Origin of the sequence: Erwinia sp. Eh17-17 (assembly GCF_039675725.1) — a bacterium.
GTDB lineage: Bacteria > Pseudomonadota > Gammaproteobacteria > Enterobacterales > Enterobacteriaceae > Erwinia.
The window spans coordinates 487,102-509,408 of sequence record NZ_JBDFQT010000002.1 but is presented as its reverse complement, the minus strand read 5'-3'; the positions used below and the strand labels follow the sequence as shown (position 1 = coordinate 509,408).

The following is a 22,307-nucleotide window of genomic DNA, read 5'->3' as shown; positions in this document are numbered from 1 at the left end:
CCGCCCCGATAGCAGGGGCGACCTTCCTTTTCGGTCGCCCCCGGTTTACGCTAAATTTTTGGCCCGCAGCGACTTCGCCCGACTTTCCAGCCACAGGTAGAGCACCAGCGCCAGTAACAGTGGGGCAATAAAGTAGAGCATTCGGTACGCCAGCAGGGCGGCGATAATCGCCCCGTGCGAGATGGACTCCCCCTGCAACAGTGCGAGGAACACCGCCTCCAGGACGCCGATCCCGGCAGGAATATGAATAATCACCCCGGCGATACTGCTGATCAGCAACACCCCCAGCACCTGTGGGAAATCAACCTTCTGCATCAGCAACAGCCAGATAATCGCGCCCATTACCAGCCAGTTCGCGCTGGACACCGCAAACTGAATCAGCGCCATCCGTAGCGAAGGCAGGGCCAGTTTTTGCCCTTTCACGGTCCAGTGACGCCGCTTTGAAAACGCACACAGCGCCAGATAGACCGCCACAAAGGCCAGCAGAGCCATGCCCGTCACGCGCAGCGTACCCGCACCAATAAACCAGCCTTCGGGTACGCTGACCATCCCGGCGCTGAATACCACCCCGGCGACCAGCACATAGCCCAGCCAGTTGGTGGCAATGCTGAGCGAGAAAATGCGCGTAATCGTGCTGCCGTCAAGGCCCAGGCGGGAATAGAGGCGGTAGCGCATTGCCACGCCGCCCACCCAGGTACTCAGCGTCAGGTTAAAGGCATAGCAGATGAAGGACACCAGCATCACCTGGCGTTTTTCCAGCTTATGCCCGCAGTAGGCGCGGCCAATCAGATCGTACAGCCCGTAGGTCAGGTAGCTGACGATGACCAGCGCCACCGATCCGAAAATCGCCACGCGGTTATAGTTCACCACCACCTGCCAGACTTCTTTCCAGTCCACCTGGCGGGCGTAAATGACCAGCAGCACAATCACCGCGATGAAGAACAGCACGGTCAGGACTTTTCGGGTGCGCTTCCAGAGTAAAGAAGAGGTTGCCATCAGGATTTTGCCTCACCATTTTCGGTTTCAATACGATCCTGGGTTTCCATCTCCGGCTGAACCGGGGCGGTAACCTGGGTGAGTTTAGGCGTATGCGCAGGCAGCCAGCCGGCAATTGCCGGAAAGTGGCGCAGGAAATGAAACACCACAATATTTTTGCTGAGCTGCCACCAGTTGCGCTTCGGCAGCTGACTTTCCAGCACCCGCTGGCAGTCGGCTGACAGCAGACCTTCCAGGTTATCGCGTACCTGCTGATTAAAGTCACTGTCGTGGATAATCAGATTGGCCTCCAGGTTCAGCGACAGACTGAGCGGATCCAGATTGCTGGAACCCACGGTAGACCACTGGGTATCCTGTACCGCAATTTTGGCATGCAGCGGGCGACGGCAGTATTCATAGACCTCCACACCGCCTTCAACAAGATAGTTATACAACAGCTCTGCGCCCACTTTGACAATCGGCATATCCGGCTCGCCCTGGACGATAAGCCGTACACGAACCCCACGGCGAGCGGCCTGGCGCATTTCACGCAGCAGGCGATAGCCGGGGAAAAAGTAGGCATTAGCAATGATCACATCCTGCTTCGCGCTCTTCAGCATCTCAATATAGTGCTGTTCAATATCATCACGGTGGCTGTCGTTATCGCGATACACCAGCAGAACCTGCGCATCGCCGGGCGAGGCATTACGCGCCGGGCGGTGCGAACGGTGGTCCCACCAGCGCCGCTGTTTTTGTTCGCTTCCCATCTCCTGCTGAACGTAACGCGCAATATCATCGACGATCGGGCCCTTTACCTGAACCGCGTAGTCCTGCTTGGCCTCAGGACCATAGCTGGCGTTATGTTCGGCGGAATAATTAATCCCGCCGACAAAAGCGATCACGCCGTCAATCACCACGATTTTTCGGTGCAGGCGACGGAAGAGATTGGTGCGCATGCCCATCAGCGGCGGGCGCGGATCGTAGTAGAGGAAACGCACGCCGAGCGACGTCAGGCTATGGACAAATTCGTCTGATAAATCGGGAGAGCCGTAGCCATCCACCATCATCTCGATTTTTACCCCGCGCTCTGCGGCCGCCAGCAGTTCCGCATGCAGCGCCTTGCCAACCTCATCTTCAAACAGGATAAAGGTTTCCAGCAGCAGGCTGTGCTGTGCGCGCTGAATGGCGCCAAATACCTGAGGGAAAAATTCTTCACCGTTTTCCAGCAACCTGATTTGGTTGCCCTCACGCCATTCCATATTCATAGGTGGATCTCCACGGCGAGCGGCGCATGGTCGGAAAGATGCGACCACGGGCGTAACGGGATAGTTTGCGGATGACTGATACCGGCATTACGCACATAGATGCGGTCAAGGCGCAGCAGAGGAAAGCGGGCAGGGAAGGTACGCGCCGGGCGGCCATTCTTGCGGCTGAACACCTCCTCCATTCCCGCTTCCCGCTTAAGAACCTCATTGGCTTTCTGACGCCAGTCGTTAAAATCTCCGGCAATCACTACCGGAGCATCCGCTGGCAGCTCGTTGACCAGTTGACACATCTTTTTCAGCTGCTGTGCACGGTGAGACTCACGCAGGCCGAGATGCACGCAGAGAACGTGCAGTATCACCGCAGAATCCGGCACCTGGATCTGACAGTGTAAAATGCCGCGTTTCTCCGTATCCGGAACCGAGATGTCGCGGTTGTGGTAATCCACGATCGGCAGGCGTGACAGCACGGCGTTACCGTGGTGCCCCTCCGGGTAGATTGCGTTGCGCCCGTAGGCAAAGTCTTTCCACATGGTGTCCGCCAGAAATTCGTAATGTGGGGTTTCGGGCCAGTTATCCACTTTCAATTCGTGCAGAGCATGGCTGCCCATCACTTCCTGTAACAGCACGATATCAGCGCCTGTAGCCCGCACCGCATCGCGCAGTTCGGGCAGAATAAAGCGACGGTTAAAGGCGTTGAAACCCATATGTGTGTTAATCGTCAGGACTTTAAATGAAAATCCTTGCGTTTTTTGTGACATACTAATGACACTACCTTCAGAATTAATGAAGGGTAAAGTGTAGTCTTTGTCACAAAAGTGTGGCGAGATATGCGTTAATTTGCAGTTTATTCCGAAAACTACGTTAGTCTGAGGAAATTCGTTACTGGCCGGTGTCAGTAACCCGCTGGGCAACCTCTGCTGAGGCTGCCGGGAGAAAAGCATGAAATGGTCTAATCGTATTCAGATTGTCACTGGACAAACCTGCGTACATATCGCACTGCACCTGTTGCTGATCGCCGCACTGGTGTGGGGGTGGAAACATCAGGCGCTGCTGCAGGTCAGCATGATTTTACTGGCGATGTATGCCAGCGTATTTGCCGCGATGATACTGACCCAGCGTTTGCCGCGCCTGCGGCGCATTGGCGATTTTCTGGAAGACGTGACCACCACGTACTATTTTGGCGCCGCGATGTTGGTGCTGCTGGTGCTGTCACGGGTTATCCACAATAACCTGCTGCTGTGTGTGGCAGGTGTTGTGATGCTGGCGGGTCCCGCGCTGGTGTCGCTGCTGGTAAAAGAGCGAGCGCAGCCGAGTCAGCGTCCACGCTAAACCCCAACGGGCCACCTCGGTGGCCCGTTGGTTTTATTACTTCTCCGCCTGCGGTTTCAGCCACAGCGTCATCACCAGTAAAACCACCACACCCAGCGCCATCACGCTGAACGCCTGCTGTAAGTCCCCCAATACCTGACGGATTACGCCAGCGAGAAGCGGCATCAGGCTGGCGATCATATAACCACCCCCCTGTACAAACCCCATCAGCTTACCCGCCTGCTGCGGCGTTACCGCATGATCCAGCGTGACAATCAGCGAGAGTGGAAACAGTGCGCCAATCCCCAGGCCCAGTAGCAGTATTGCCAGCAGCGCCAGCGCAGAGGGCGCGATCATCAGGCACATCAGCCCACCCAGCACCAGACCCAGCACGGGTATCAGCAGGTGACGACGGTCGTGAAAACGCGGGATCAGAGCGGCAACCAGCAGCCCGGCGACAACTTCGGTTAGCGTCAGCCCGGCCAGCAGATAGCCGCTGTGCTGAGGTGACCAGCTCTGCTGCACGAAAAAGGGCGGTAGCCAGGCCAGCACCAGAGTATAGGCCCCGGTCCCGATACCGAAATAAACCATCAGCAGCCAGGCCCGGCGGTTGAGCGGGGGAGGGGGAGCCACCGCCAGCGTTTTTTCCGATACCGCCATGTTACCGCAGCGATACCACATCACGGCCGCCAGAAGGGCGGGTAATCCCCACAGCGCCAGCGTATTCTGCCAGCTGATGGCCTGCGCCAGCGGCGCTGCACTGGCCGCTGCCAGCGCGGCACCCCCCATGATAGCCGTCGTATAAAGCCCCATCAGACGACTGCTGTGCTGCGGGTAGTGCTGTTTGATCCAGCCCGGCAACAGGGCCTGCACCAGCGCAATACCAATGCCCGCCAGCAGGGCGGTGGCGATCAGTCCGGCGGGTTGCCACCAGAATCCGCGCAGCGTGCAGGCGGCAGCAATAATCAGCGCCCCCAGCAGCACACCGCGAAAGGTTCCCGGCCAGCGTTGCAGGTAGCTGCCAGCCAGTGCGCACAGCCCCATCGCCATGACCGGCAACATGCTTAACAGACCCGCCGCGCTGCTGGATAAAGCGGTGTCCTGCTGGATGGATGCCAGCAAGGGGCCCGGCAGTGCCAGCACGGGGCGCAAATTAAGACCTAAAAGCAGGAGCGCAATCAGGGGAAGTAACAGCTTCATGGTTAATCCTGGTATGACAAAATGTGTCGTAATGTTAATGCGTGCTGCGATACCGCAAGTGATCGTTTGTGTGCTGTTACAGCCTGTAGCGCATTTTCGGATAACTCGAAAAGAATAACTCCCTGTGGGGCGGGGTGATCTGTTATAATGCCGAGCTTCCGCACCGTGGTTTGTGCTCTCATTCAAGCGTCAGGAATGATCCTGGCGTCAACTCTCCCCCTGGAAACTACACCGCTATGCGGTCAGGGCGGATCCGGAGTCAGTCAACTTTATGTCATTTGATTCTCTCGGCCTTAATGCCGATATTTTGCGCGCTGTTGCAGAACAGGGCTACAACGAGCCGACGCCTATTCAGCGCCAGGCTATCCCGGTAGTGCTTGCGGGCCGCGACCTGATGGCCAGCGCCCAGACCGGTACCGGTAAAACCGCAGGGTTCACCCTGCCACTGTTGCAGCTGTTAAGCAGCAACAACCCGCACCCGAAAGGCCGTCGCCCGGTGCGCGCACTGATTTTAACCCCGACCCGCGAACTGGCGGCTCAGGTGGGTGAAAACGTGCAGGAATACAGCAAATATCTCGATATGCGTTCGCTGGTGGTCTTCGGCGGCGTCAGCATCAACCCGCAGATGATGAAACTGCGCGGCGGTGTTGATGTGCTGGTCGCGACGCCTGGTCGCCTGCTGGATCTGGAGCACCAGAACGCTCTTGACCTGTCTCAGGTTGAGATCCTGGTACTGGACGAAGCGGACCGCATGCTGGATATGGGCTTCATTCACGATATCCGTCGCGTGCTGGCAAAACTGCCTGCTAAGCGTCAGAACCTGCTGTTCTCGGCCACGTTCTCTGATGAGATCAAAACGCTGGCGGAAAAACTGCTGCACAACCCGGAGCAGGTTTCCGTGGCCCGCCGCAACACGGCTTCCGAGCAGGTGACGCAGCATGTGCACATGGTCGATAAAAAGCGCAAGCGCGAGCTGTTATCGTTCCTGATTGGTCGTGATAACTGGCAGCAGGTGCTGGTGTTTACCCGTACCAAGCACGGGGCTAACCATCTGGCCGAGCAGCTGAACAAAGACGGCATCACTGCCGCAGCGATCCACGGTAACAAGAGCCAGGGCGCACGTACTCGTGCACTGAGCGACTTTAAAGAAGGCAAAATCCGCGTGCTGGTGGCGACCGATATCGCTGCCCGTGGCATCGACATCGAAGAGCTGCCACACGTGGTGAACTACGAGCTGCCAAACGTGCCGGAAGACTACGTACACCGTATCGGTCGTACCGGTCGTGCGGCGGCAGTGGGTGAAGCGCTGTCGCTGGTGTGTGTCGATGAGCTGAAGCTGCTGCGTGATATCGAGCGCGTGCTGAAACGTGAAATTCCGCGCATGGCGATCGAAGGCTATGAGCCAGACCCAAGCATCAAAGCAGAACCGATCGTCAACGGTCGCCAGCAGCAGCGTGGCGGAGCCGGTGGCGGCGGTGGACGCGGTCGTGGCGGCCAGGGTCAGGGCCAGCGTAGCAGCAGTGGCGATCGCAGCGCCAGCGGCAACCGCAGCGGTAACGGCGGTGGCGGAAACGGTGGCGAGCGTCGCCAGGGGAATGCCAACGGCAGCAGCACCGGTGCCGCGCGCGGTGCCCGTCCTGAAGGCGGTAACGCTGGCGCACCTCGCGTCAACAAAACCCGTCCGCGCCGTTCTACCCCAAGTAACAACGGCTAATTAACCAGGGGGAAGCGCCCGCTTCCCCCTGTTTTATCACTCTCCACAGGTTGTCCATGCGCGTATTACTTGCCCCGATGGAAGGTGTTCTCGATTCGCTGGTGCGTGAACTGCTGACCGACGTCAACGACTACGATCTCTGTATTACCGAATTTCTGCGGGTAGTGGATGCACTGCTGCCGGTGAAATGCTTCCAGCGCCTCAGCCCCGAACTCGATCATGACAGCCGAACGCCATCAGGCACCCGCGTACGCATTCAGCTACTGGGGCAGTATCCACAGTGGCTGGCAGAAAATGCCGCCCGTGCGGTGGAGCTTGGCTCCTGGGGCGTGGATCTTAACTGCGGCTGTCCGTCGAAAACGGTGAACGGCAGCGGCGGCGGCGCCACGCTGTTAAAAGATCCTGAGCTGATTTATCAGGGGGCGAAAGCGATGCGTGCTGCGGTGCCTGACCATCTTCCCGTCACGGTGAAAATTCGCCTCGGCTGGGATTCAGGTGCCCGTCAGTTTGAAATTGCCGATGCGGTGCAGCAGGCGGGGGCGACTGAGCTGGCGGTTCACGGCCGCACCAAAGAGGACGGCTACCGCGCTGAGGCGATTAACTGGGCGGCGATTGGTGAAATTCGCCAGCGGCTGTCGATTCCGGTGATCGCCAACGGTGAGATCTGGGACTGGCAGAGCGCGCAGGACTGCATGGCAGTAACAGGTTGTGATGCAGTGATGATCGGGCGTGGTGCGCTGAACGTGCCGAATCTCAGCCGGGTGATCAAATACAACGAAGCGCGAATGCCGTGGCCGCAGGTGGTACAGCTGTTGCAAAAATACGTGCGGCTGGAGAAGCAGGGCGACACTGGCCTGTACCACATGGCGCGTATTAAGCAGTGGCTGGGATATCTGCGCAAAGAATACAGCGAAGCGAGTGAACTGTTTATGCAGGTGCGCAGGCAGCAGACCTCGGCCGATATCGCAACAGTGATAGAGGGGCAGGCATGCCTGACCCCTTCACCGTTTTCCTGCAGGGGCTGACCTTCAGCCCTACTGTGCGACATAACCCTTATCAACTCCATCGCGGCACCAATACTGCTGGCCCCTCAGGCGGTTAATACACTTCCGGCACAATCATAGTGTCCGGCACCGGAGTGCGGTGATAGTCCTCACTGCGTTCGCGCGTCGGCAGCGTAATTGGTTTCAGCGCGCTGTCCTCATACGGCACCTGACGTAGTAAATGGCTGATGCAGTTCAGGCGGGCTTTCTTCTTATCCACCCCCTGCACTACCCACCATGGCGCTTCGTCAATATGGGTACGTGCCAGCATAATCTCTTTCGCCTCGGTGTAGTCTTCCCAGCGGCGGCGGCTTTCAAGGTCCATCGGGCTGAGTTTCCACTGCTTCAGCGGGTCGTGGATGCGGCTCAGGAAACGCAGCTCCTGCTCTTCATCGGTAATCGAGAACCAGTATTTCACGATCTGGATGCCGCTGCGGGTCAGCATTTTTTCGAACTCCGGCACGCTGCGGAAAAACTCTTCTACTTCCTGATCGTTACAGAAACCCATCACGCGCTCCACGCCTGCCCGGTTGTACCAGCTGCGGTCAAACAACACCATTTCACCCGCCGCAGGCAGGTGGGCGATGTAGCGCTGAAAGTACCACTGGGTTCGCTCGCGATCGTTAGGGGCGGGCAGGGCGGCCACGCGACAGGTACGCGGGTTCAGGCGCTGGGTAATCCTTTTGATCACCCCGCCTTTACCGGCGGCATCGCGCCCTTCAAAAATGATCACCATGCGGTGACCGGTGCGCATCACCCAGTCCTGCATTTTCACCAGCTCTCCCTGCAGGCGCAGCAGCTCGCGAAAATAGTGTTTACGCCAGGCTTTCTCCCCCTCTTCCATTTTACTGTCGTTACCGAAACGCAGATCGTCCAGCTCCATCTCCAGCTCTTCGTCGTAGCTGTCGTAGAACTCCTGTAACAGGCGGTGGTGGAAAGTTTCAGATGACAGATCATTACCTTGCATTGCCATAAATCATCTCCCGGTTAGAAGTGAGTAAACAGCCAGTAAAGACTGGCCGAAAGTAAAATGGAGACCGGCAGGGTCAGCACCCAGGCCATCATCAGATTGCGCAGCGTTGACATCTGCAGGCCGGAGCGGTTAGCCGCCATGGTGCCCGCTACGCCGGAGGAGAGCACGTGAGTGGTCGAGACCGGCAGCCCGAAGATATCGGCCGCGCCAATGGTGGTCATCGCTACCAGTTCAGCACTGGCACCCTGGGCATAGGTCAGGTGAGTCTTGCCAATTTTTTCACCCACGGTGGTGACAATACGCCGCCAGCCGACCATGGTGCCAAGCCCGAGTGCAATCGCCACCACCACTTTCACCCACCACGGAATGTAGCGGGTGGCATTATCCAGCTCACCTTTGAAGGCCTCCAGGTTGTGCCGGGTCTGCTCCGGGATCTGCACCTTTTCATCGCTTTTAAGATGTTTAATAGCTTCAGAAGCCAGGTACATATCGTTTCGGGTGTTGGAGACTGCCTGTGCGGGAATTTTATCCACCGCGCCGTACTGACGGATCTGTTGACCGATACGCCCGGTCAAATCCGCCAGAGCAGGTAATACGGCCGGAACAAGCGTGCCGGTGCGCACATAGTCGGTCAGGACTTCGCGTGGCGAGATGCTGGAAGCCTGGTCCGGGGTCAGCGCGCGCAGTTCCTGTTGCGTAACGGTCGCCAGTGCGGCTACCTGAGGAATATGGTCTGGCGGGATCGAGCGGTTGAGGGCGTAAGCGATCGGCATGGTTCCGACCAGGATCAGCATAATTAATCCCATGCCTTTCTGACCGTCGTTTGAGCCGTGTGCAAAGGATACGCCAGTACAGGTGAGGATCAGCAGCCCGCGGATCCAGCCAGGCGGCGGCTGATTGCCTTCAGGAGCGGTGTACAGCTCGCGGTTTTTTAACACTTTTTTCATCAGCAGCAGCAGTAGCGCGGCACAGACAAAACCTACAATCGGTGACAGCACCAGCGCATAGCCAATTTTCAGCGCCTGTTCCCAGTCCACGCCGCTGGTGCCGGTACGACCGTGGATCAGCGCGTTTGCCACACCGACGCCAATAATCGAACCGATAAGCGTATGGGACGACGAGGCGGGCAGCCCGAGCCACCAGGTTCCGAGATTCCAGATTATTGCGGAGAACAGCAGGGCATAGACCATGGCGAAACCGCCGCCGGTACCGGCCTGTAAAATCAGCTCGACCGGCAGCAGAGAAATAATGCCAAAAGCGACCACGCCGCTGGAGAGCAGCACACCGAGGAAGTTGAAAAAGCCGGACCACACCACCGCCAGCGTAGGCGGCATTGAGTGGGTGTAAATAACCGTGGCGACAGCGTTAGCCGTGTCGTGAAAGCCATTAACAAACTCAAATCCCAGGGCGATCAGCAACGCCAGTCCCAGTAATAAAAAGGGCACATAGCTGGTGAACGTCGCACCTGAATCGCTGACGTCATTGAATAAATTCACCCCGGCAAAGGCGATGCCGAGGATCAACAGCAACAGAAAGATCATCACTGAACGGCGACTGTTTTTCGGGTAAACGGGGCTGGCGGGCTTGCCCTGTTGTATAGCGGTATTGTCACTCATATAACCTCGCTGGCATCAGCTGCATCGCTGCAGAAATCGGACAGGTGGTAACCACTCTCGGTAATACGCAGGTTGTGTGACAGAACAATGACGCCGGCGCCGGATATTTGCCCCTACAGCGCCACGTGTAACAAAACTGTCATCAGCTTGCGGCAGGATGAATGCATTGCTACAACGGCTCCGACGCGGGTAAAACAATGACGCAACATCTGCCGTTACTGCGGCAAAAACCTGATTTTAGTGATGATGTCTCCGGGCTGATTTATGGCTACCGTTTTACGGCAGGGCAGACGCCGCAAAGCCTGACGGTGCAGCAATCCTGTGAGGCCTGGGAAGGGGGGGCAAAAGAGGGGGGGTTTCTCTGGCTGCACGTTAACCTTAACCATGCTGCTGCGACGCGCTGGCTGAAAACCCATTTCGATGTTGATGAAGATTTCTTCGAAGAGATTCTGCACGGCTCGCACAGTACCCGCATTGAACGCCAGAATGATGCGCTGATGGCGGTACTGAATGATGTGACGTTTGACGCGCGTGAAACCAGTGATGAGAATGCCACGCTGTGGATCTGGTGTCGCGACGGTCTGGTGGTCAGCGCCCGTTTTAAGCCTCTGCGCCTGGTGGAGCGGCTCATTGGCAAACTGGACTCGCTCGGGTTAGCGTCCTCCACTGAACTGCTGGCTCAGCTGCTGGCCGAACAGGAGGATGTGCTGGCGCTGATTGTGCGTCAGTCCAATCAGTATGTTGACCAGATAGAGGAGCGTCTGCTGGGGCAGCATATCAAAAGCAACCGCAGTGAACTGGGGAGGCTGCGCCGGACACTGCTGCGGTTTCAGCGTTTGCTGGCACCAGAACCGGCCGCACTGTTTCGTCTGATTAACCGCCCACCTGGCTGGCTTGATCTGAATGTGGTTCAGGATCTGCGCCAGTTTACCGAAGAGTTTACCGTGGTGCTGAACGACCTGAATGGACTGACAGAGCGTATTCGCCTGTTACAGGAAGAGATTGCCGCGCAGCAGCTGGAACAGAGCAACCGTACCTTATTTACCCTGACGTTAATCACCGTACTGGCCCTGCCGATCAACCTGGTGGCGGGATTCTTTGGCATGAACGTCGGCGGTGTGCCGCTGGCCAATAATCCTCACGGTTTTTTTCTGCTGGTGATGTTGGTAACGATTTTTACCTGTGCTGCAGCCTGGCTGGTGCTGCGTCGGCGGGATAAGGGGTAAAAAACAGGGAAAGGGTTAACGCCTTTCCCGGGTGGAATACTGGTCGGTGGCAATACAACCAGTAATATAGCAGTGAGAACAATAAATATTCTCCAAAACCTATTGTTGTCGAGGGCGTTAACAAGCAATTGCTAACACGCGGATTAAATTAGCGCGATCAGCCTGCTTGTTTGAATCATTTAATGCTGTTTATTCCGGTAAAATCCAGCTTTTAAAGCTAGTGAAGGGTTGATATAACCCTTAATAATTAGGCTTATTCTGTTTTTTGTAGTGAGTTGTGCTGTTTTTTTTGACTGCCAGCAGGCAATAAAAAACCCCTGCACGGGAAAGTGCAGGGGTCAATGCATCACGCGTGCGAAATCAGGATTTCGGCGTGTTATAGATCGGGCCTGGCTGAGTCAGCGCGGGCATGTTCTGCGCTGAGGTTTCGGCAGCGGGTGCTGCCGTTTCGCTGCTGGCTGGAGCGGCAGGGGCGGCAGGAGCAGCAGGAGCAGCAGGAGCAGGAGCATCACCTTCTGGCGTCGTGGCCGGGGCTGCAGGTGCTTCAGCAGGAGCCTGGTCAGGCATCACAACCGGAGCGGAAGGTTCGCTGTCTGCGCCGTTCACTTTTACCGGCATACCAGAACGCGCTTTCAGCGCCTGTTCCATGCTGGTGCTGCTGACGCTGGCGTCTGCAACCACTTTGTTCACGGCGGCAGTCAGTCTCAACGGCACAGGCTCACGGGAGGCAAACTGCTCTTCGGTCTGCGAGAGTGGGTTATGCACTTCCACATAGCGGGAACCGTCCGGCTCAACCGAGGCTTTTACCGGCTGGTCGATAAACTGTACGCGAGTTCCCACCGGGACGTTGTCGAACAGCCATTTGATATCATCCGCACGCAGACGCACACAGCCGTGACTGACGCGCAGGCCGATGCCGAAGTTGGCATTGGTACCGTGAATCGCATACAGGCGGCCGATATACAGTGCATAAAGGCCCATCGGGTTATCCGGGCCAGCCGGGAAGACGGCAGGCATAGATTCACCGCGCGCGGCATACTCTTCATGCATCTTCTTGGTTGGGGTCCAGGTCGGGCCGTCTTTCTTACGCTGAACGGTCGTCGTCCAGTTTATCGGCGTATCTCTGCCCAGCTCACCGATGCCGATAGGCAGAACCACGACGGTTTTGCTGCCTTTCGGATAGTAATACAGACGCATTTCAGCACTGTTGATCACGATGCCTTCACGCGGTGCGTCAGGCAGCAGCAGCTGCTGAGGAATAATCAGCTTGCTGCCCGCTTTCGGCAGGTAAACATCAACGCCTGGGTTAGCTTCCATCACGTTGCTCAGACCCATCTGGTACTGAGCAGCAAAAGCCTCCAGCGGAAGTTTACTGTCTTCCGGAATGGTAATTTCAAGATTTTCACCGATCAGGCGGCTGTTAGCGGCCGGAAGCGGATAAACCACAGCGAAGGCGGATTGGCTAAAAGCCGCAACAGCCAGAATCAGGGTGACGAACGCACGGATGTTCTTTTTCATAGTAATTTCAGGTGTAGCGCCATGTAGACTGTTGATAAACGACCCAATACTGGCCAACTGTGACCGGCTGCACATTATATGTGCATAACGGCCTCAGAAGAAACCAGGATTTTCCTTGTTGAACTATCTTTACGATAAATTGCCGGTAGGAACACTCTTATCTTCCTGAAAAGTACCGTTTTCAGGGTTGCCAGAGTGGATCTTCCCCGCTCAGTTTCCGGTCGAGGAAGAAGGCGGCGCTGATTAATGCCAGATGCGTCAACGCCTGGGGCGTGTTGCCCAGCGCATGTCCGCGACTGTCGAACTCTTCCGCATACAGGCCGAGGTGGTTGGCATACTTCAGCAGCTTCTCAAACTCAAAGTGAGCCTCGTCCAGCCGCCCTGCACGCGCCAGACACTCGACATACCAGAACGAGCAGGCAGCAAAGGCACCTTCTTCGCCCTGCAGACCGTCAGCCGGTGTTTCCGCGACGTTGTAGCGCCGTACCATCCCGTCGCTGACCAGCTTTTCTTTGATCACATCCAGCGTCGCCAGCCAGTCCGGGTCGGTGGCACCGACAAAGCGCACCAGCGGCATCAGCAGCATCGAGGCATCGACGAACTCGCCGTGACGGGTGGCGACGAAATGACCGTTCGGATGCCAGAAGTTTTCCCAGATATCGGCGCGGATGGCGTCGCGGGCCTTGAGCCAGCGTTCAGCAGGCATCGACAGCGATCGCTTTTCTCCCAGGCGCAGGGCGCGATCCATCGCCACCCAGCACATCAGGCGGGAATGCAGAAAATGCTGCGGATCTCCGCGCATCTCCCAGATCCCGGCATCGGTCTGGTTCCAGTTCTCCGCAACGTAGTCAATCATCCGGCTGACGTGGTTCCAGCCGCGCTGAGAGATCGCTTCACCGTATTTATTCGCCAGGTAAATGGCATCCATCAGTTCGCCATAAATATCCAGCTGCGTCTGGTGCCAGGCATCATTGCCGATGCGCACCGGGCGGGAACCGGCATAGCCGGACAGATTCAGCAGTTCGCTTTCATGCAGCTCCGTGCCGCCGTCAATGCGGTACATTATCTGTAATTTCTCGACGTCGCTGTGGCTGTTTTCCACGCAGCGACCCACCCAGTGGGTGAAGTGTTTGGCCTCTTCCACATAGCCGAGACGCATCAGCGCATACATGCTGAAGGAGGCATCGCGGATCCACGAGGCGCGGTAGTCCCAGTTGCGTTCGCCTCCCAGCTCCTCCGGCAAACCAAAGGTGGCCGCAGCGGCAATTGAACCATGCTGCCACGAGGTCAGCAGCTTGAGGGTGATCGCTGAACGGTTCACCATTTCGCGCCAGCGTCCCCGATAGCTGCTATGTGCGCTCCACTTTCGCCAGTAATCCAGCGTTGCCTGAAAACAGCTCAGCGAATTTCCGCTCTCCTCGTCGAGATGCGGGTCCTCATCGGCCCCGAAAATAAACTCGCGGGACTCTCCGGCCTCCAGGGTGAAACGGGCCACGGCGGCGGCATTATCCATCGTGAAATCGACATCACCCGTCAGGCGCAGCGTGGGCTGACCTTCGGCGTGGAAGGTAACCGCACCGGACTGTTGAGTCGCGCGGGTGTCGGCGCGGGCATAATCATGTACCGGGGCGCAGCGCAGGTTAATCGTGGCAGTACCGTGAATGACCTTAATGCGCCGAATGATGCGCGGCTGGCGATCTTCGCGCTGACACACCGGCATGTAGTCGGTGACCTCCACCACACCGAGATCGTCCAGCCAGCGAGTCTGCAGAATGGCGGTATCGGGCAGATAGATCTGCATCCGACGCGCCTCCGGCCAGTCAGGGCTCAGGCTGAACAGTCCGGCTTCGTCACTGTCGAGCAGCGCGCTGAAGACGGAAGGGCTGTCGAGGTCAGGCCAGCAAAAATAGTCGAGGGAACCGTCACGGGCGATCAGGGCACAGGTGCGCAGGTCGCCAATGACACCGTGGTCTTCAATAGGTCGTTTTATCATATTCATGATTTAACTATAGCCGCTGTTTTGACAGACGGAGCGGTAAGCAACGCGCTTGTGAACCCGTGACGTGCTAACTGTCATCGTGTAAAAAACGTTCTTCCAGCGTCGCCTGCAATGTCAGCATCGCCTGTTCGGCATGCTGCATATGGTCACGCATAATACGCTCCACGGCGACGGCATCCTCACGGCGTAAGGCGTCAATCAGCTGGTACTGATATTCAATACCCTGACGGCGATCCACCGGCTGCGGCTGCTGATAAATGTCCTTGCACACCGCCAGATCTTTCAGCAGGCGCTGCAGAAAACGGCAGAAAAAAGCCAGCAGCGGGTTGGTGGAATAGCTGGCAACCACGCTGTGAAAATCAAGCTCGGCCATGCGCTGATCCCAGCGCTCCTGCTCACTGGCGGGCGGATGGTCATAGATGCGGATCAGCTGGTGCAGATGCTGAAAACCCGCTTCGTCAATCTGACCGATGGCGCTGACGGCGACCTGCGGCTCCAGCGTTTTACGCAGGGCATAGATATGGCCAATACTCAGCTCGCGGGTAAACAGATAGTTCGACAGCAGGCTCATAGCGCGCGGCTCCGGCATACTGTCAATAAATGCGCCGCCGCCGGGGCCGGTTCGCGTGCGGATCAGTCCCTGAGCTTCCAGGGCTTTCAGCGCTTCACGGACCGTGCTTTTTCCCGCGGAGAAACGGATCATCAGATCTTTCTCCTGCGGCAGGCGATCGCCGGGGAGCAGGCTGTCATCAACAATACTCTGCTTGATGGCATCAATAATGGTATCGGTTCGCTTGCGCTTTACCGTGTCTGGCGGTGTGGGTGCTGTGGACATAGTCACCTGTGTATCAGAATGTGGGCTGGGCGAGTGGCGGTGTGGTCTGCCAGGCCGGGCGGCTTAACAGCAGCTGGCGGCTGTATTCATGCTCCGGAGCACTGAACAGCTTCTGCGTGGCGGCACACTCGACGATAGTACCAGAATTCATCACCGCCACGCGGTCGGCAATCGATTCCACCACTGCCAGATCGTGACTGATAAACAGATAGGAGAGGTCGAACTGCAGCCGGAGATCCTCCAGCAGCAGCAGAACCTGGGCCTGCACCGAGACGTCCAGCGCACTAACGGGTTCATCCAGTACCAGAATCTGCGCCTCGGCCGCCAGAGCCCTGGCAATCGCCAGGCGTTGCGCCTGGCCACCGGAAAACTCATGCGGATAGCAGTGCAGGGCATCCGCCGGCATATTCACCGCTTCCAGCAGCTGTTGCAGCCGCGGCAGACATTCGCTGGCGCGGTAGCCGCACAGCCGCTGAAGGGGGACGCTGAGGGTCTGCTGAATAGTTTTTCGCGGGTTCAGCGACGCAACCGGGTCCTGAAACACATACTGGATGGTTTTACCCAACGCCTGCGCGCCACGCTGTGACAGGACGCTGACCTCTTCACCCTGAATTTTCAGGCTGCCGCTGGTGGGCGTTTCCAGCCCGACCAGCATGCGGGCGAGGGTACTTTTCCCGCTGCCGCTCTCCCCGACGATGGCCAGGGTTTCCCCCTGCCAGAGATTGAGGCTGATACCTTTCACCGCCTCAACGGCGGCGCTGCGCTGCCACCAGCCGCCCTGACCGTGATAGGTTTTTTTCAGGTTCTGTACTTCAATCACTTTTTTCATACTGTCTCCCGCGCATGGAGTTCACGGATCTGTTGCAGGAAAGCCCGGCCCTGTCCGCGCTGCGGCACGCTGGCAATCAGCCGCCGGGTGTAGTCGTGCTGCGGGTCCTGTAACACGCTAACGGTGCTGCCACTCTCAACGATCTCTCCGTGGCGCATCACGGCCACCCGGTCACACATCTCACTGACGACGGCAAAATCATGGGTAATAAACAGCAGCGCCAGCCCGCGTTTGTGGCGCAGCTCATTCAGCAGCGCGAGGATGCGCGCCTGCACCGTGACATCCAGCGCCGTGGTGGGTTCATCGGCGACAATCACCTGCGGATCGTTGGCCAGTGCGATAGCGATACCTACGCGCTGACGCTGTCCCCCTGACAGCTGGTGCGGCCAGGCATCGAAGCGTTCAGCCGCCTGCTGAATGCCGGTATCTTCCAGCAGGGTAATGGCTTTCGCGCGCGCGGCAGCGGCACTCAGCGGCTGGTGGCACTGAATCGCCTCTACCAGCTGCTGGCCAATACGCATCTGCGGGTGCAGCGACGTCAGCGGGTCCTGAAAAATATAGGCCACGCGCACGCCGCGCCGCTGCTGTATCGCCGCAGGGGAGAGTGACAGCAGCTCTTCATTATTCAGCCAGATACTGCCGCCGGTAATCACGCCGGGCGGTGAGGCAACCAGGCCCATAATTGACAACGCCGTGACGCTTTTTCCGGAACCACTTTCACCAATCAGCCCCAGGCACTCTCCGGCATGCAGATGGAAGCTGACCCCCTTCACCGTTGGCACACGATGCTGTCCACGGCTGAATGCCACCTGTAGATCGACCACTTCCAGCAGCGCATCAGGATGTGCGCGCGCCGGGGTTTGCGTGCGTTCGACGGTCGTCATTGCCTGTGAGCGCAGCAGGGCACCGGACTTCAGGCGCGGGTCCAGCAGGTCACGCACGCCGTCCCCCAGCAGGTTAAAGCCGATCACCAGCAGGAAGATCATCACGCCCGGCACCAGCGCCACATGGGGCGCAATAAACAGCTGGTTACGCCCCTGGCCCAGCATCGATCCTAAATCAGCATCCGGTGGCTGTGTCCCGAGGCCGAGGAATGACAGCCCGGCGGTTTCCAGGATCATCCAGCCGATGGTGGTGGACAGCGTGACCACGATCAGCGGCAGCACGTTGGGCAGCACTTCTGTTAACAGGATCCGGGTATGATTTTTGCCGGAAAGCTGCGCCGCCTGAATAAACTCGCGATCGCGCAGGCCCAGGGTCAGGCCGCGCACGTTACGGGCAAAGAACGGAATATTGACCAGCGCGATGGCATACAGCGCATTCAGCAGCCCCGGCCCCAGTACCGCTACAATCGCCAGCGCCAGTAAAATGTAGGGGAAGGCCATGATCATATCGATCAGACGCATCAGGATGCTGTCGGTACGTCCGGCGGCGTAACCGGCGATCAAACCAATCAACGTGCCGCAGACGGCGGCCAGCAGAGTGGCGCTCAGGCCCACGGCGACGGAAACCCGCGTGCCCCACAGCAGGCGTGACAGCATATCGCGGCCCAGGGCATCGGTCCCCAGCAGGTGGCCCGGCGTCAGCGGTGGTGCCAGCCGCTGGAGCAGGTCAGTGGCGTCGGGATCCGGCAGCGGCAGCAGCGGTGCAATGATGGCAGCCGCCAGGATGACGATCAGCAGTCCCAGACCCAGCGCCGCCAGGCGGTTATTGAGGAGCAGCGACCAGCCGGAGCGGCGCGTGGGGAGCGAGGTCGATACAGTCATGATTTTACCCTCGGGTCGAGACAGGCCTGAACGATGTCGGTCAGCAGATTAATCAGCACGTAGGCAATCGCGGCCACCAGTACGCCACCCTGTACCAGCAGCAGGTCGCGGGTGGAGACAGCTTTTACCAGCATCGCACCCAGCCCCGGCCACTGGAAGACGGTCTCAATATAGACCGCCCCGCCAAGCACAAATCCTGCCTGAATGCCGATGGCGGGGATGACGGAGACCAGCGCGACGCGAAACGCATGACGCCAGATCACCCGACGCTCGCTGACGCCTTTGGCGCGGGCGGTACGAATATAGTCCTGGCGCAGCACCTCCAGCATCGCGGTGCGCGTCAGACGGGCGATCACTCCGGTAGCGACAATCGCCAGCGTGATGGCGGGCAGCGTCAGGTGGTGCAGCAGGTCCAGCGCATCGCCGCCGCCGTAGATAGCAAACATCCCGGAGGCCGGAAACCAGCGCAGGCTGACGGCAAACAGCATAATCATCAGCAGGCCGATCAGGAACGAGGGCAGAGAAATGCCGATTAGTACCAGCAGGGTGATCAGCCTGTCGCCCCAGCCAAACTGGCGTACCGCCGAGGTGACCCCGGCCAGCAGGCCGAAGATCACGCTGAGCAGCAGGGCGCAGCCGCCCAGCAGCAGGGTGGCGCTCAGGCGCTCCAGCACCTCATCAATCACCGGACGGTTCAGCACGTAGGAACGGCCAAAATCACCGTGCAGAAGGTTATTCACCCAATGAAAATATTGCTGCCACAGCGGTTTATCCAGCCCCAGCTCGGCGCTGACGCGCGCCACATTTTCCGGGGTGGCATAGGCACCGAGCAGCGCCTGTGCCGGGTTGCCGGGGATCATCGCCATCAACAGAAAGACAATCAGCGACAGACCGACAATCACCGGGATCACCCCGATCAGTCGCCGCAATAGATAGTTCCACATAGCGCGCGGCCTCCCTCAGGGTTTACTGACCTGATGCAGGATCAGGTTGAAGTTAGGTTGCAGGGCAAAGTTCTGCACCTGTTGGGTGGTCACGGCATTTTGCTTCCAGTTGGCGACAAACAGCCACGGTGCGTCATCGTGAACGATGGCCTGGACCTGGCGATACAGTGCGCCACGTTTTTCCCGATCGCTGGTGCTGCGGGCTTCATCCAGCAGTTTATCGACCTGCGGGTTACTGTAATAACCGGAGTTAAAGCCGCCTTTATCCGGCCAGGCATCACGTCTCAGGGTCAGGAACGGCAGCGTGTCCGGATCATTGGTCATCCATGCCATTTCGGCCATCTGGGTTTGCGGCGTCAGTCCGGCGTTCACTTTTGCCAGATAGGTATTCCACTCCCAGGTCTGGATGGTGACGTTCAGCCCGACGGCTTTCAGATCGGCCTGGATGGCGGTCGCCATCGGGATCGGATCCAGCATGCCCGATCCGCCCTCGGTGACGTAGAAATTCAGCGTGGCACCCTCGGCTCCCGCTTCCTTCAGCAGCGCACGCGCTTTCGCCGGATCGTAAGGGTACGGGCTGACGTCTTTATTCGCGGCCCACGCAAACGCCGACGGGATCGGGCCATCGGCTACCTGTGCCGATCCCTGTAACACGTTGTCGACCAGCGCCTGTTTGTTAACGGCGTAGTTCACCGCCTGACGCACGCGTTTATCGTTAAACGGTTTCTCTTTGTTGTTCAGCAGCAGGAACCAGACGTGAGGGCCGACCGCCTGATGCATGCGGAACTGCGGATTATCAGCAAAGGTTTTCACCGTGTCCGGCGGCACTTCCACCATCGCGTCAATCCCGCCGGACAGCATCTCTGCGGTGCGGGTGTTGCCGTCGGTAATCGGGCGGAACACCACGGCTTCCAGCTTCGGCGCACCGTCCCAGTAGGTTTTATTCGCCGTCAGCACCACGCGCTGATTCGCCTGCCATTCGCCAAAGCGGAAGGCTCCGGTGCCGACCGGGTGACGACCCACGTCTTTGTCATATTTCTTCACCGCAGCCGGAGACACAATCAGCCCGGCAGGCGTGGCGAGATTGGAGAGCAGCGGGGCAAAGGGCTGTTTCAGGGTAAACACCACCGTCTGCGCGTCTGGCGTGGTGATGGTGTCTATTGAGGAGAAGAAGAAACTCAGCGGGAACGGGCCGGTGTGATAGTAAGGATGCTGCTTGTTGAGCATCCGTTCGAAAGTGAATTTCACCGCCTCCGCGTTAAACGGCGTACCGTCGTGGAAGGTCACGCCTGCACGTAGGTGGAACGTGTAGCGCAGGCCGTCCGGGCTGATTTCCCAGCGGCTGGCGAGTGCCGGTTCAACGGACAGTGAGCCGGGGGCATTGCGCACCAGGCCATCGTAAATATTGACCAGAATACGCGAATCGTTTGCGGCGGTGGCCACCTGTGGGTCAAGCGACTGGGGTTCGGCGACCTGGCCTACTACCAGGACGCCGGGGGGCGATTCTGCCCAGGCCTGTGGTGCCAGGGCCAGCAGGCCGAGGCAAACGGAAAGACAGTGCAACCCGGTGCGTAGCGATTTGAACATGGTGGTCCTCGTTAAGCAGAGTGGTCACCGCAGCAGTGTGACATGCGGATGAACAAAGTTTGTCCTGTTTGTTATTTATGCGTATAAATAGCGTTAAGTGCAATAATTTATCCATATAAATTTGATCTGCCTGACAGAAGGAGGGCGTAATGACCTTTTCCATTGTGGCACGGGATGCGCAGAGCGGCGCGCTGGCGGCGGCGACCGCCACGGGCGGGCCTGCGGTGGGGGCGCTGGTGATCCACGGGCAGTCCCGCACGGGGGCGATTGCCACTCAGGCACTGACCAATCCGCTGTATGGCAGCCAGGGTCTGGCGATGCTGGGGTCCGGGTTGAGCGCTGAACAGACGCTGCACCTGCTGCTGAAGGAGGATGAAGAGCGCGAACGGCGTCAGCTGTGTATTATCGATAATGCCGGAGCAACCGCGCACTGGAGCGGAAGCCAGTGCGGGCCGTGGTTTGGCAGCGTGGCGGGGCCACAGCTGGCAGTCGCGGGCAATATGCTGGCCGGAGAACAGGTGCTGCAGGCGATGCAGGACGCGTTTGCATCCGCACAGCACTTACCGCTGGCGGAGCGGATGCTGGCGGCGCTGAATGCGGCCGCACGGGCCGGGGGCGACCGGCGCGGCATTCGTTCTGCGGCGCTGAAAGTGTGGGACCGCCGGGCCTATGCGGATATCGATCTGCGCGTTGACTGGTCGGCAGCGCCGCTGGCGCAGCTGGCGGAGGTGCTGGAGCAGGTGAGGGGAGCGACCTATGCAGATTTTTTCCGCCAGTTACCCGGCGGGCACTCATCCTCCTGACCGTGGATCTGGCGCAGTCTGGATGTCAACCTGAAGGGGGACCTTCTGTTTCGGTCCGCCCGCGAGGTTGACCTTTAGTCCTGATTATTCCTGTTGCGGTGTTTCACTGCCCAGCGCGCGCCCCAGACCACCACCACCGCCAGCAGCAGCCAGAACAGATGTTTGAGATGGTGATCGAGCTGATGCAGCCACGGCGCAATCACCCGACCGCCGAGATAGCCCAGCGAAACAAAAATCACCGCCCACAGCGCGGCACCGATCAGGTTAAACAGCAGGAATTTACGCGGCGACAGCCTGCTGGCTCCGATAATAATCGGCCCGACAATACGTAGCCCGTACATAAAGCGCACGCCAATGACAAACAGTACCGGACGTTTGCGGATCAGGCGGTTAGCGCGGTCAATTTGCTGCTGATGCTTCCTGAAACGTTTGAGGATCGGCTCGCCGTAGCGGCGGCCGACAAAGAACAGTGCGGTATCCCCCAGAACTCCGCCGCACATCGCCACCAGCAGAACCCAGCCATAATTCAGCAACCCTTCGTGGGCCGCGACGCCGCCAAGAAGGGTAAAGGTCTCGCCCTCAGCCAGACAGCCAATAAACAGCGCCCAGTAGCCATACTGGGAAATCAGCGTATTCACATCCATCGGTAAACCGGTACTCCGTATTGTAGTTTTGCCGCTAAGTCTAACCCGTCTGGCAAAACTTG

At 58.5% G+C, this 22,307-nt stretch carries 19 protein-coding genes; 5 read left to right on the top strand and 14 right to left on the bottom strand.

The features are described from left to right. Positions 1–45: 45 nt before the first annotated feature. The 3 genes from ABEH87_RS07705 to ABEH87_RS07695 are packed head-to-tail and all read right to left on the bottom strand — an operon-like array spanning position 46 to position 2,998. Complete coding sequence (locus ABEH87_RS07705) at positions 46–996, bottom strand: lysylphosphatidylglycerol synthase domain-containing protein (protein ID WP_346575415.1); 951 nt, start codon at positions 994–996, stop codon at positions 46–48. Continuing rightward, a complete protein-coding gene (clsB, locus tag ABEH87_RS07700) occupies positions 996–2,240 on the bottom strand; it encodes a cardiolipin synthase ClsB (RefSeq protein ID WP_346575413.1) in 1,245 nt (414 codons plus the stop codon). The genes ABEH87_RS07705 and clsB overlap by 1 nt, the downstream gene beginning before the upstream one ends. Continuing rightward, positions 2,237–2,998 (bottom strand): endonuclease/exonuclease/phosphatase family protein, encoded by a 762-nt coding sequence (locus ABEH87_RS07695; RefSeq protein ID WP_346575411.1) that lies wholly within the window; start codon positions 2,996–2,998, stop codon positions 2,237–2,239. Before ABEH87_RS07695 ends, clsB begins: the two co-directional genes overlap by 4 nt. 181 nt (positions 2,999–3,179) lie before the next feature. On the opposite strand from ABEH87_RS07695, the gene ABEH87_RS07690 reads away from it, so the two are divergent. Beyond that, positions 3,180–3,569: a YbhQ family protein gene (locus ABEH87_RS07690; protein ID WP_346575409.1), complete on the top strand. Its 390-nt coding sequence runs from the start codon at positions 3,180–3,182 to the stop codon at positions 3,567–3,569. A 36-nt stretch (positions 3,570–3,605) separates the two neighbouring features. On the opposite strand, the gene ABEH87_RS07685 is transcribed toward ABEH87_RS07690, so the two are convergent. Next, positions 3,606–4,748, bottom strand: a complete 1,143-nt coding sequence (locus ABEH87_RS07685; protein WP_346575407.1) for an MFS transporter — start codon at positions 4,746–4,748, stop codon at positions 3,606–3,608. A 271-nt stretch (positions 4,749–5,019) separates the two neighbouring features. On the opposite strand from ABEH87_RS07685, the gene rhlE reads away from it, so the two are divergent. After that, a complete protein-coding gene (gene rhlE, locus ABEH87_RS07680) occupies positions 5,020–6,462 on the top strand; it encodes an ATP-dependent RNA helicase RhlE (RefSeq protein ID WP_346575406.1) in 1,443 nt (480 codons plus the stop codon). Between the two features lie 56 nt (positions 6,463–6,518). Next, entirely contained in the window at positions 6,519–7,487 is a 969-nt protein-coding gene (gene dusC / locus ABEH87_RS07675; protein WP_346575404.1) for a tRNA dihydrouridine(16) synthase DusC, read from the top strand. Positions 7,488–7,560: 73 nt separating this feature from the next. On the opposite strand, the gene ppk2 is transcribed toward dusC, so the two are convergent. Then, positions 7,561–8,478 carry a polyphosphate kinase 2 gene (ppk2, locus tag ABEH87_RS07670; RefSeq protein WP_346575402.1) on the bottom strand — a complete coding sequence of 306 codons (918 nt, stop codon included), beginning with the start codon at positions 8,476–8,478 and terminating at the stop codon, positions 7,561–7,563. 14 nt (positions 8,479–8,492) lie between these two features. After that, a complete protein-coding gene (locus ABEH87_RS07665; protein WP_346575400.1) occupies positions 8,493–10,094 on the bottom strand; it encodes an inorganic phosphate transporter in 1,602 nt (533 codons plus the stop codon). Between the two features lie 197 nt (positions 10,095–10,291). Here ABEH87_RS07665 and ABEH87_RS07660 point away from each other — a divergent pair, with 197 nt between their 5' ends. After that, on the top strand, positions 10,292–11,320 hold the full coding sequence (locus tag ABEH87_RS07660) for a transporter (protein ID WP_346575399.1): 1,029 nt from the start codon (positions 10,292–10,294) through the stop codon (positions 11,318–11,320). 360 nt (positions 11,321–11,680) lie between these two features. On the opposite strand, the gene ABEH87_RS07655 is transcribed toward ABEH87_RS07660, so the two are convergent. The 7 genes from ABEH87_RS07655 to ABEH87_RS07625 form a co-directional block, all read right to left on the bottom strand. Then, the gene (locus ABEH87_RS07655) at positions 11,681–12,838 is read right to left on the bottom strand and encodes a L,D-transpeptidase family protein (RefSeq protein ID WP_346575397.1); all 1,158 of its coding nucleotides are present in this window, start codon (positions 12,836–12,838) and stop codon (positions 11,681–11,683) included. A gap of 181 nt (positions 12,839–13,019) precedes the next feature. Then, positions 13,020–14,837, bottom strand: a complete 1,818-nt coding sequence (locus tag ABEH87_RS07650) for a glycoside hydrolase family 15 protein (RefSeq protein ID WP_346575395.1) — start codon at positions 14,835–14,837, stop codon at positions 13,020–13,022. Positions 14,838–14,904: 67 nt separating this feature from the next. Further along, complete coding sequence (locus ABEH87_RS07645) at positions 14,905–15,672, bottom strand: FCD domain-containing protein (protein ID WP_346575393.1); 768 nt, start codon at positions 15,670–15,672, stop codon at positions 14,905–14,907. 13 nt (positions 15,673–15,685) lie between these two features. Further along, positions 15,686–16,501: an ATP-binding cassette domain-containing protein gene (locus ABEH87_RS07640; protein ID WP_346575391.1), complete on the bottom strand. Its 816-nt coding sequence runs from the start codon at positions 16,499–16,501 to the stop codon at positions 15,686–15,688. Then, entirely contained in the window at positions 16,498–18,267 is a 1,770-nt protein-coding gene (locus tag ABEH87_RS07635; protein ID WP_346575389.1) for a dipeptide/oligopeptide/nickel ABC transporter permease/ATP-binding protein, read from the bottom strand. The genes ABEH87_RS07640 and ABEH87_RS07635 overlap by 4 nt, the downstream gene beginning before the upstream one ends. Beyond that, positions 18,264–19,211: an ABC transporter permease gene (locus ABEH87_RS07630; RefSeq protein ID WP_346575387.1), complete on the bottom strand. Its 948-nt coding sequence runs from the start codon at positions 19,209–19,211 to the stop codon at positions 18,264–18,266. The genes ABEH87_RS07635 and ABEH87_RS07630 overlap by 4 nt, the downstream gene beginning before the upstream one ends. 15 nt (positions 19,212–19,226) lie before the next feature. Then, on the bottom strand, positions 19,227–20,798 hold the full coding sequence (locus tag ABEH87_RS07625) for an ABC transporter substrate-binding protein (protein WP_346575386.1): 1,572 nt from the start codon (positions 20,796–20,798) through the stop codon (positions 19,227–19,229). Between the two features lie 149 nt (positions 20,799–20,947). On the opposite strand from ABEH87_RS07625, the gene ABEH87_RS07620 reads away from it, so the two are divergent. Continuing rightward, a complete protein-coding gene (locus ABEH87_RS07620; RefSeq protein ID WP_346575384.1) occupies positions 20,948–21,601 on the top strand; it encodes a DUF1028 domain-containing protein in 654 nt (217 codons plus the stop codon). A 74-nt stretch (positions 21,602–21,675) separates the two neighbouring features. Here the strand turns inward: ABEH87_RS07620 and ABEH87_RS07615 are convergent, their stop codons facing one another. After that, entirely contained in the window at positions 21,676–22,245 is a 570-nt protein-coding gene (locus tag ABEH87_RS07615) for a DedA family protein (RefSeq protein ID WP_346575382.1), read from the bottom strand. Between the last annotated feature and the right edge of the window lie 62 nt (positions 22,246–22,307).

What these genes read in the sequence shown, in the direction of transcription:
- ABEH87_RS07655 (WP_346575397.1), bottom strand. Translation starts at nt 12,838, where the DNA reads ATGAAAAAGAACATCCGTGCGTTCGTCACCCTGATTCTGGCTGTTGCG.
- ABEH87_RS07665 (WP_346575400.1), bottom strand. Translation starts at nt 10,094, where the DNA reads ATGAGTGACAATACCGCTATACAACAGGGCAAGCCCGCCAGCCCCGTT.
- ABEH87_RS07685 (WP_346575407.1), bottom strand. Translation starts at nt 4,748, where the DNA reads ATGAAGCTGTTACTTCCCCTGATTGCGCTCCTGCTTTTAGGTCTTAAT.
- ABEH87_RS07620 (WP_346575384.1), top strand. Translation starts at nt 20,948, where the DNA reads ATGACCTTTTCCATTGTGGCACGGGATGCGCAGAGCGGCGCGCTGGCG.
- ABEH87_RS07615 (WP_346575382.1), bottom strand. Translation starts at nt 22,245, where the DNA reads ATGGATGTGAATACGCTGATTTCCCAGTATGGCTACTGGGCGCTGTTT.
- ABEH87_RS07705 (WP_346575415.1), bottom strand. Translation starts at nt 996, where the DNA reads ATGGCAACCTCTTCTTTACTCTGGAAGCGCACCCGAAAAGTCCTGACC.
- ABEH87_RS07650 (WP_346575395.1), bottom strand. Translation starts at nt 14,837, where the DNA reads ATGAATATGATAAAACGACCTATTGAAGACCACGGTGTCATTGGCGAC.
- rhlE (WP_346575406.1), top strand. Translation starts at nt 5,020, where the DNA reads ATGTCATTTGATTCTCTCGGCCTTAATGCCGATATTTTGCGCGCTGTT.
- ABEH87_RS07625 (WP_346575386.1), bottom strand. Translation starts at nt 20,798, where the DNA reads ATGTTCAAATCGCTACGCACCGGGTTGCACTGTCTTTCCGTTTGCCTC.
- ABEH87_RS07635 (WP_346575389.1), bottom strand. Translation starts at nt 18,267, where the DNA reads ATGACTGTATCGACCTCGCTCCCCACGCGCCGCTCCGGCTGGTCGCTG.
- ppk2 (WP_346575402.1), bottom strand. Translation starts at nt 8,478, where the DNA reads ATGGCAATGCAAGGTAATGATCTGTCATCTGAAACTTTCCACCACCGC.
- ABEH87_RS07640 (WP_346575391.1), bottom strand. Translation starts at nt 16,501, where the DNA reads ATGAAAAAAGTGATTGAAGTACAGAACCTGAAAAAAACCTATCACGGT.
- ABEH87_RS07690 (WP_346575409.1), top strand. Translation starts at nt 3,180, where the DNA reads ATGAAATGGTCTAATCGTATTCAGATTGTCACTGGACAAACCTGCGTA.
- ABEH87_RS07660 (WP_346575399.1), top strand. Translation starts at nt 10,292, where the DNA reads ATGACGCAACATCTGCCGTTACTGCGGCAAAAACCTGATTTTAGTGAT.
- ABEH87_RS07630 (WP_346575387.1), bottom strand. Translation starts at nt 19,211, where the DNA reads ATGTGGAACTATCTATTGCGGCGACTGATCGGGGTGATCCCGGTGATT.
- ABEH87_RS07695 (WP_346575411.1), bottom strand. Translation starts at nt 2,998, where the DNA reads ATGTCACAAAAAACGCAAGGATTTTCATTTAAAGTCCTGACGATTAAC.
- clsB (WP_346575413.1), bottom strand. Translation starts at nt 2,240, where the DNA reads ATGAATATGGAATGGCGTGAGGGCAACCAAATCAGGTTGCTGGAAAAC.
- ABEH87_RS07645 (WP_346575393.1), bottom strand. Translation starts at nt 15,672, where the DNA reads ATGTCCACAGCACCCACACCGCCAGACACGGTAAAGCGCAAGCGAACC.
- dusC (WP_346575404.1), top strand. Translation starts at nt 6,519, where the DNA reads ATGCGCGTATTACTTGCCCCGATGGAAGGTGTTCTCGATTCGCTGGTG.